Annotated in this window: 6 protein-coding genes; 1 reads left to right on the top strand and 5 read right to left on the bottom strand. The window is 63.4% G+C overall.

Going from position 1 to position 7,751, the window contains the following annotated elements:
- Positions 1-147 precede the first annotated feature (147 nt).
- The 5 genes from M3P27_08850 to alaS form a co-directional block, all read right to left on the bottom strand.
- Positions 148-2,355 (bottom strand): protein kinase, encoded by a 2,208-nt coding sequence (locus M3P27_08850; protein ID MDP9268415.1) that lies wholly within the window; start codon positions 2,353-2,355, stop codon positions 148-150.
- Positions 2,356-2,525: 170 nt separating this feature from the next.
- Entirely contained in the window at positions 2,526-3,257 is a 732-nt protein-coding gene (locus tag M3P27_08845) for an SDR family NAD(P)-dependent oxidoreductase (GenBank protein ID MDP9268414.1), read from the bottom strand.
- 69 nt (positions 3,258-3,326) lie between these two features.
- Complete coding sequence (locus tag M3P27_08840; protein ID MDP9268413.1) at positions 3,327-3,698, bottom strand: hypothetical protein; 372 nt, start codon at positions 3,696-3,698, stop codon at positions 3,327-3,329.
- A 67-nt stretch (positions 3,699-3,765) separates the two neighbouring features.
- A complete protein-coding gene (locus M3P27_08835) occupies positions 3,766-4,173 on the bottom strand; it encodes a hypothetical protein (GenBank protein MDP9268412.1) in 408 nt (135 codons plus the stop codon).
- Positions 4,174-4,234: 61 nt separating this feature from the next.
- Positions 4,235-7,096, bottom strand: coding sequence for an alanine--tRNA ligase (gene alaS, locus M3P27_08830; GenBank protein ID MDP9268411.1), 2,862 nt, complete (start codon positions 7,094-7,096; stop codon positions 4,235-4,237).
- 359 nt (positions 7,097-7,455) lie between these two features.
- Between alaS and M3P27_08825 the strand changes: the two genes are divergently transcribed.
- On the top strand, positions 7,456-7,751 hold a 296-nt coding region (locus M3P27_08825; protein ID MDP9268410.1), incomplete at its 3' end, for a hypothetical protein.

Raw genomic sequence — 7,751 nt, 5'->3', positions numbered from 1 at the left:
CCTCCGAGGTCGCCGTGGCGGGCAAGCTTCCACTCTGCCGAAGGCCCGCGCGCAACGAAGCAGAGCTGCGATAAGTAGAACTCTTCTCCCACACAAGCAAAACCAGCTTGTGTGGGGCACCCACATTTACGTGGGGCACCCGGCAGGTCATGCCCGTTTGAGCAGCGCCAGGAATTCGGGGTCGTTGTGGAGGCAGGTGAGATCGGGGTCGCGGGCGGCCCAATCGTGGTTGCCGAAGCCGGCATCGAGGGCCTGCTTGAGCGCGTCCAACGCCTCGCGCTTGCGCTGCAACAGGCCGTAGGTGCAGGCGGCGTTGTAGAGGACGTTGGTGTCGTTGGGGCGCAGGGCGGCAGCGACCTGGAGATGCTGCACCGCCTCATCGCCGCGTTGCAGTTCGGCGAAGCGGGCGGCCAGCAGGATGCGGGCGCGGACGTCGTCGGGGTTGAGCTCGAGTTGCCGCTCCAGCACGGTGGCGTGGCGCACGGCGACGGTGTGGGCGCGCTCGGTCTGGCCCATGCGCTGCAGCGAGTTGTAGTAAGGGATGTAGGTGTTGTAATCGTCGCCGTTGACCTCGAGGGCTTTGTCGGCGATGTCGGCGGCCTCGGCGTAGCGATCGGAAGAGAAGAGGGCGCGGCCGAGAGCGTCGTAGGCGCCGTCACAGTCGGGCCGCAGCGCGATGGCGGTGCGCGCGTAGCGGATGGCGTCCTCGTGTTTCCCCTCCGCGAAGAAGAGGCGGGCGCGCGCGGCCAGAGCTTCGGGCAGCTGCGGCTCCAGGTTGAGCGCCTTATCACAGGCCGCGATGCCCTTGGCCAGCCACTTCGGGTCCTTGTCGCGGAACTCGATGATGACGCCGCAGATCCACGCCGTACCCACATAGGCGAGCGCGAAGTTGGGATCGAGCTTGATGGCTTGCTCCATCATGTGCAGCGCGAAGTCGAGCTCGAAGCGGCGGGTGTAGCTGCGGCCGCGCAGGTAGAAGTCGTAGGCCTGGGCGTTCTCGGTGGGTTTGCGCGCGATCGTCTTCTCTTCCTGGGGTGAGAGCGTGATGCGCAGAGCCTGGGCGATGCTGCGGGCAATCTCGTCCTGGATGGCGAACAGGTCCTCGAGCTGGCGGTCGTAGCGTTCCGCCCAGACGGAGTGGCGGGTGCCGGTCTCGACCAACTGCGCGGTGATGCGCACGCGGTTGCCGGCGCGCCGGATGCTGCCTTCGAGCACGTAGCGAGCGTTGAGCTGCTGGCCGACATGGGGCGCGGTGACCGGCTTGTCGCGGAAGGCAAGCACCTCGGAGCGCGGGAACAGCTTGAGCCGCGCGATCTTCGAGAGTTCGGTGATGATGTCCTCGGTCATGCCGTCGCGGAAGTACTCGTCATCTTTGGTCCCGCTGAGGTTCTCGAAGTAGAGGACGGCAAGAGACTTCTCCGCCTGCGCCGGCTCAGCGGCCGCGCTGCTGGCCGACGATGCCTTCACCGCCGGTTGGCGCGCGCTGGAATCGAGGTCGCGCTTCAACCGCTTCAGGTCGCTCTTGAGTTCGGAGGCGGATTGGTAGCGGAGGTCGCGGTCCTTCTCCAGCGCCTTGCTGACGATGTGCTCCAGCTCGGCCGGCAGCTTGGCGTTGAGCTCGAGCGGCGGACGCGGGGTGCCATGCAAGATGCCATCGAAGATCACCGCCGAGGTGTTGCCGGGAAAGGGTATCTGGCCGGTGGACATCTCGTAGAGCACGGCGCCGAGAGAGAAGAGGTCGGTGCGCGGGTCGAGTTCCTCGCCGCGAGCCTGTTCGGGCGACATGTAGGCGATGGTGCCGATGGCGGAGCCGGGCGAGGTGAGCCCTTCGGAGTCGAGGGTGATTGCGGCGCCGCCGGCGCCAGCGTGCTGTCGCCGGGTCGCGGTCGTGAATTTGGCCAGTCCGAAATCGAGGATCTTGGCCTGACCCGAGAGTCCGAGAAAGATGTTGGCAGGCTTGATGTCGCGATGCGTGATGCCCTTGGCGTGGGCTGCCTGCAGACCCTCCGCGATCTGGATGGCGAAGGCGAGGAGCTCGTCGGCGGGGATGGAATCACGCTCGATGCGCGCCTTCAGCGATTCGCCCTCGAGGTATTCCATGACGATGACGGGCTGGCCGTCGAAGGTTTCTACCTCATGGATGGTGCAGATGTGCGGATGGTTGAGCGCGGCGGAGGCGCGCGCCTCACGCAGAAAGCGGTCGAGCGCGGCCTGATCGGCCACGGCTTCCGGCGGCAGGAACTTCAGGGCGACATCACGGCCGAGCATGGTGTCCTCGGCGCGGTAGACCACACCCATGCCGCCGCTGCCAAGGCGTTCGATGACGCGATAGTGTCCGACTGTTTTGTTGATCATGGGAGCGCCCGGATTTTCCGGCGGGAACTGTATGTTAGGTGGTTGCGGGAGGCGCGTCAACGGCGGTTAGCGACCGCTCCTTCGCAGCGGGCAGCATCGATCTGGCAGAGAGCGGTAGATCCTGCGCCTGCTCGCGCCACACCGGCGAACGGTTACCTGGCCACCCGCCCTCAGACGTCCCCATATACCGGCACGGAAGCTCCGTTGATGAGCTTTGCGTCCTCACTGCACAAGAAGAGGATCACGCGCGCTATCGCTTCCGGCTTGGGCCACTTGCTGAAGTCAGCGCCCGGCATGAACTTGCGGTTGGCGGGGGTATCGATCACGCTCGGGAGGACGGAATTAGCGCGTACATTAGCGCGTACCCCGGTGCCTTTGAGATCCGCTGCCAGCGAATCGATCATGGCGACAGCAGCGGCCTTGGATGCGGCGTAGGCAAACGCTCCCGCCGCATGATCGAGTGCCGAGCGGGACGCGATGTTCACGACCGCGCCGCTGCCTTGCTTCAACATCACCGGCACGGCGGCGCGCGCCAACACAAAGCCGGAGCGCAGATTCAGCGCCAGCATGGTGTCAAAGACTTTTGCGTCCGTCTGCCAGAGCGCGGTGCCGCCGGCATAGGCGCCCACCGCGTTGACCAGCACGTCGAGGCGGCCGTGCTGCGCGGATATCTGCTCGACGCATTGACGTGTGGCGGTCTCGTCGGTGACGTCGACTCGAAAACCTTCCAGTCGTGAAGCATGAGCGGCCGCGGCCTTCTGCAAGGCGGCGAATTCATCCGCGTGACGGTACGTCACCACAACTTTGGCAAGCTCTGCCAGAAACGCCAGGCTGACGGCCTGGCCGAGCGCTCCCGTACCGCCCGCAAGCAAAACGACCTGACCTGAGAATCTTCCATCCATATGTTTTGGCGGGCCGCCCACCCTTTCTCGAGGCCCAGCGCCGCGCGACCTAATCCATCTTCTTGCCGGCTAAGGCTTCTCCTCTTCCACGATCCAATCCAGCGCCTCGGCGAGCGTAGCAAAGAGTTGGTGATGATGATGCGAGAACGTCTCCACCGCTTCCAACTGCTGCTTCTGCTTCGCGTCTAGACCGACCAGCGCCGCGCGCCGCACGAAAGGCAGGTCGTAGACGTTCGCTTCTTTGATCTTGATGAGGACGTCCTTGTTCATCTGTGACCCGCCGACATCCGCCACGGTGAGCACCGAGCCTTTGGGCTGTGCCGTGACGAGGCGCATGCGCTCCTCCACCATCGCCAGCATCTCGGCCTCGTCAGTGAGCCCGTGGTAATCGAGCAGCAGCACCTGCTTGCCCTTGTGCGTGATGAAGCGGACGCGTTCCATGAGTAGTTCTCAGTTCTCGGTTCTCAGTTCTCAGTGGCCGAAATACTAAACCACCGCGCGGGAAACCTCACGCGCGCTGGCGAGCGGAGATCAGCAGCATGATGCCCGCATAAGCCGCCACCGTCACCAGCGCCAACACCCCGCCGATGACGAGGTCGGGTGCGAAGGTGAGCACGGTGGCAGCCACGAAGACGGCGCTCACCGGCAGCAACATCGACTGCCTCTGCACCAGCATCAGGACGTCATAGGCTACTGCCAGCAGCGCGAGCGCGAGGAAGAAGTATCCGAACGCCGGGACGCGCCGCGCGGCCTCGATCAACAGGTAGCCGCCCCGGAGAAGGAACGCGATCCCGATGGCTCCGCCCAGCCATTGTTTCCATGTCGTAGCGCGGCGTGGCACGGGCTGTTGGAATCCGCGCGGCGGCGTGGGTGGACGCGGTGTCTGCGGTGGTCGCGGTGGGGCAGAGAAACTCATCGCGCGGGATTCTAGTCCGCTGGGGCTATCGAGTCAGGAGAAATCGACCAGGGAAGCCGGCTTACGTGAGGAGTGCCTCGACCACGGCATAAGCTGAGTCGAGTGCGGCGTCAAGTTGCGCGGGATCCTTGCCGCCGGCCTCGGCCATGTCTGGACGCCCGCCGCCCGAGCCGCCGACTTTCTTCGCGACTTGCCCCACGATCTTGCCAGCCTGCACACGGTCGGTGAGGTCTTTGGTCACACCCACCACGATCGCGACCTTGCCGTCTTCCTGCGACGCCGAACCCAGCACGACCACGCCCGAGCCCAGCTTGTTGCGCAGGTTATCCACCAGCACGCGCATCTGGTTGCGGTCCACGTTCTCCACGCGCTGCACCGCGACCTTCACGCCCTTCACCGTCCGCACGCTGTCGCCGGTGGCGGAGACGGCCGAGGCCGCCGTCTTCATCCGCGATTGTTCCAGTTCCTTGCGCAGCTTCTTCAACTCTTCGTCGCGGCGATCGAGCTCCGCGCGCAGCGCTGTCGCAGGCGACTGCTGCTCGCCGCCGCGGACGGCCGTACTAATAAACGTCCCGACCACACTCTCCAATTCGTGGTCTTTGCGGAAGTGGCGTAGCGAGCCTTCGCCGGTGACGGCTTCGACGCGCCGCACGCCGGAAGACACGCTGCCTTCTTTCAGCACTTTGATCAATCCGATCTCGCCGGTCGCGCCGGTGTGGATGCCGCCGCACAGCTCGGTGGAGAAATCTCCGATCTTGATCACGCGCACGCGCTCGCCATACTTCTCGCCGAACAACGCCATGGCGTGGTACTCGTTCACCGCAACGTCGATGGGGACGTCGTTGATGACCTGGATCTTCTCGTTGCGCAGCACTTCCTTGTTGGCGAGGTCTTCGATGTCCTGCAACTCTTCATCGGCGACGCCGGTGAAGTGGGAGAAGTCGAAGCGCAGGTGCGCCGGATCGACCAGCGACCCCGCCTGCTTCACGTGCTTGCCCAGGACTTCGCGCAAGGCTGCATGTAACAGGTGCGTGGCGGTGTGGTTGCGCATGGTGTGCTGCCGGACTTCGGCATTGACGCGCGCGACCACGCGATCGCCGACAACGATGGGCTGTCCGCCGCGGCGGACTATAACTTGGTGCGCGCGGACACCCTGCACCGGCAGCGTGCATCCGCGAACTTCGGCAATCACGTTGCGCGCTGAGTCGAGCAGCCAGCCCACGTCGCCGACCTGTCCGCCCGAGTCCGCATAGAACGGCGTGTGGTCGAGCACGACCTCACCCTCTTCACCGGGCTTTAGTTCTTTGACTCCAGCGCCGCCCTTGACGATGGCGAGCACTTCACAGTCGGTGGATTCCGTCTGCGCATAGCCTTCGAAGACGGTCTTCGCCAAATCGCGGAGCACCGGGGACGCCGCCGCCTTGCCCGCGCCACCCTTCCACGACGCGCGCGCCCGCTCGCGCTGTGCTTGCATCGCGCGCTCGAAGCCTTCCACATCGAAATGCAGCCCCTGGTCGCGCGCCGCGTCCATCATGAAATCGAATGGCAGTCCGAAGGTGTCGTAGAGCTTGAAAGCGTTGTCCCCGGGATAGGTTAGTTGAACACCTTTGTCGGCTAGAAACCCCAGAAGCGTTTGTACAGCGTCCTTATCGTCAGGGTTGGTTCGGCTCGCGAGGTGCTCCAAATTGTGAGTTCGTCCACCTTGAATTGCCAGCTCGCCAATATCTTTGTCTAAGCGGTCCAATCCAACCGCGATCGTGTGGGCAAACCGAAGTTCCTCGTGTCTAACCACCTCAGCCACCCGATGTTGATTTGTCAAAAGTTCTGGGTATGCGTCTTTCATTAGGGCTGCTACGCCGGCCACCATCTCAAATAGGCACGGGTTATCGGCACCCATTAACCGAGCGTGGCGAATTGCCCGTCGGATGATCTTGCGGAGCACGTAGCCCCGGCCTTCGTTACCGGGGATAACACCGTCTGAGATCAAGAATGTGAATGCCCTAGAGTGGTCGGCAATTATGCGCAACGAGGGCGCATTGGGATTGTGCGTCAGGGTTTTCCCAGGATTTCGAGACAGCAGCGCTCCCGTCGCATACTCCATTAAGGGCTTGAACAAGTCTGTGTCGTAGTTCGAGATCACGCCCTGCAGCACGGCAGCCAGGCGCTCCAGCCCCATGCCGGTATCGATCGAGGGCTTGGGCAGCGGGTTGTAGTTGCCGGCCGCGTCGCGATCGAACTGCATGAAGACGAGGTTCCAGATCTCCATGTAGCGCCCGCAATCGTGCGGGCACGGGAAGCGGCACTTGCCGGCAGCGCACTCCGGATTTTTGTGGTCGCTGGCTTCGACACCTTGGTCGATGTGCAGCTCGCTGCACGGACCGCACGGGCCGGTATCGCCCATCGCCCAGAAATTGTCCTTCATCCCCATGGCGAATATCCGCTCTTTGGGGACGCCGACGCCGAGCCAGTGCTTTTCCGCCTCGTCGTCGCGCGGGATTCCCTGCTCGCCCTGGAAGATGGTGGCGTAGAGCTTCGATTTGTCCACGCCGTACCACGCAGGCGATGTGACCAGCTCCCACGCGTACTGGATGGCTTCCTGCTTGAAGTAGTCGCCAAAGCTGAAGTTGCCGAGCATCTCGAAGAAGGTGTGGTGGCGGCTGGTGAAGCCAACGTTCTCGAGGTCGTTGTGCTTGCCGCCCGCGCGGACGCACTTCTGCGAGCTGCACGCGCGGTTGTAGTCGCGCTTTTCCAGGCCGAGGAAGACGTCCTTGAACTGGTTCATCCCCGCATTGGTGAACAGCAGCGTGGGATCGTTCGCCGGCACGAGCGAGGACGAATGCACCCGGCGATGCCCCTGCTGCTCGAAGTAGCGCAGGAACATCTCGCGGATCTCGGAACCCGACATGTGCTTGCGGCCGGCCATGGCGATGACGAAACCTTGATTCTAACAGGCAGAGCTTTTACCGCCGAGAACGCCGAGGCACGGAGTTTTGAAGCTTGAGTTTTGAATCTTGAATAGGAGCAGCAGGACTTGCACCTACTCGAAATTCAAAATTCAAGCCTCTAGATTCCTCCGCGTCCCCGTGCCTCCGTGGTGAAGGGTTGGAAAAAGGGGCTTGACAACCGGAAAGATCAGGCGCAAAATCCAAGACCATATAAGCGAAGAAAAGGCGAAATACCTCTCCCTTCGACCTTGCAGCCCGTTCGGTCTGTGGTCTGGATCCTCGGGCTGCATTTCATTTGAAGGTATCGGGGTCCTTATATATGGCTTCTCCCCTTGCAGTGCCTAAGGCCGACCTGTCTGCGCTTCCCGCCGGAGCAGCGAAGTTCCACCTGGTAAAGGCGCAGGTCGAAGCCGCGCTGGAGAAAAGAGTTCCTTCCGCGCTCACCGTGCGCGAGCGTCCCGCGCCTCTCTGCCTGCCCACAGGAGTGCCGGAAGTGGACGCGCTCACCGGCGGCCTGCCCCGCGGCGCGCTCTCCGAGATCATCGGGCCGGTTTCCTCCGGACGAACTTCCCTTTTGCTCGCTTTGCTCGCGCAAGCGACCGCGCGCGCGGAGTTCTGTGCCCTGGTCGACGC

This window comes from Acidobacteriota bacterium (assembly GCA_030774055.1).
Lineage (GTDB): Bacteria > Acidobacteriota > Terriglobia > Terriglobales > Acidobacteriaceae > JACPNR01.
Note: the sequence above shows the minus strand (reverse complement) of the source record. Positions and strands in the feature narration are given on the sequence as shown.